At 57.3% G+C, this 286-nt stretch carries 1 pseudogene; it reads right to left on the bottom strand.

Annotation, left to right across the window (positions count from 1 at the left end):
* Positions 1-151: 151 nt before the first annotated feature.
* Positions 152-286 (bottom strand): annotated as a pseudogene (locus BHE85_RS19890) (IS21 family transposase); the annotation flags it as partial.

The following is a 286-nucleotide window of genomic DNA, read 5'->3' as shown; positions in this document are numbered from 1 at the left end:
GAGCAGGTACCGGCATCCACGTTACAGACGGTCCCGGCAAAAGTGCCTGACCTGACCCCTATTAGCGGTTACCAGCGCCCCACCAGACCCGGTGACATCACCCCCCGGATCATGGACGACTGGGGGCAGTAATCATGCCGGGTCTGGCTGGCTAACACCCCATTATAAGGGGTACGAATAAAGTAACGGGGTTGTCGAAGCTCACCAGATTTTCACCAGGATGCACGTCATACTCTTTTTTCTCCGGAGGCAGTGCCAGCATGGACTGCTGCTCTTCGAGCCAGCG

The organism is Shigella sp. FC1567 (genome assembly GCF_001743015.1).
Classification (GTDB): domain Bacteria; phylum Pseudomonadota; class Gammaproteobacteria; order Enterobacterales; family Enterobacteriaceae; genus Escherichia; species Escherichia coli.
The sequence above is the reverse complement of the archived record's forward strand: the minus strand, read 5'-3'. Positions and strand labels throughout refer to the sequence as shown.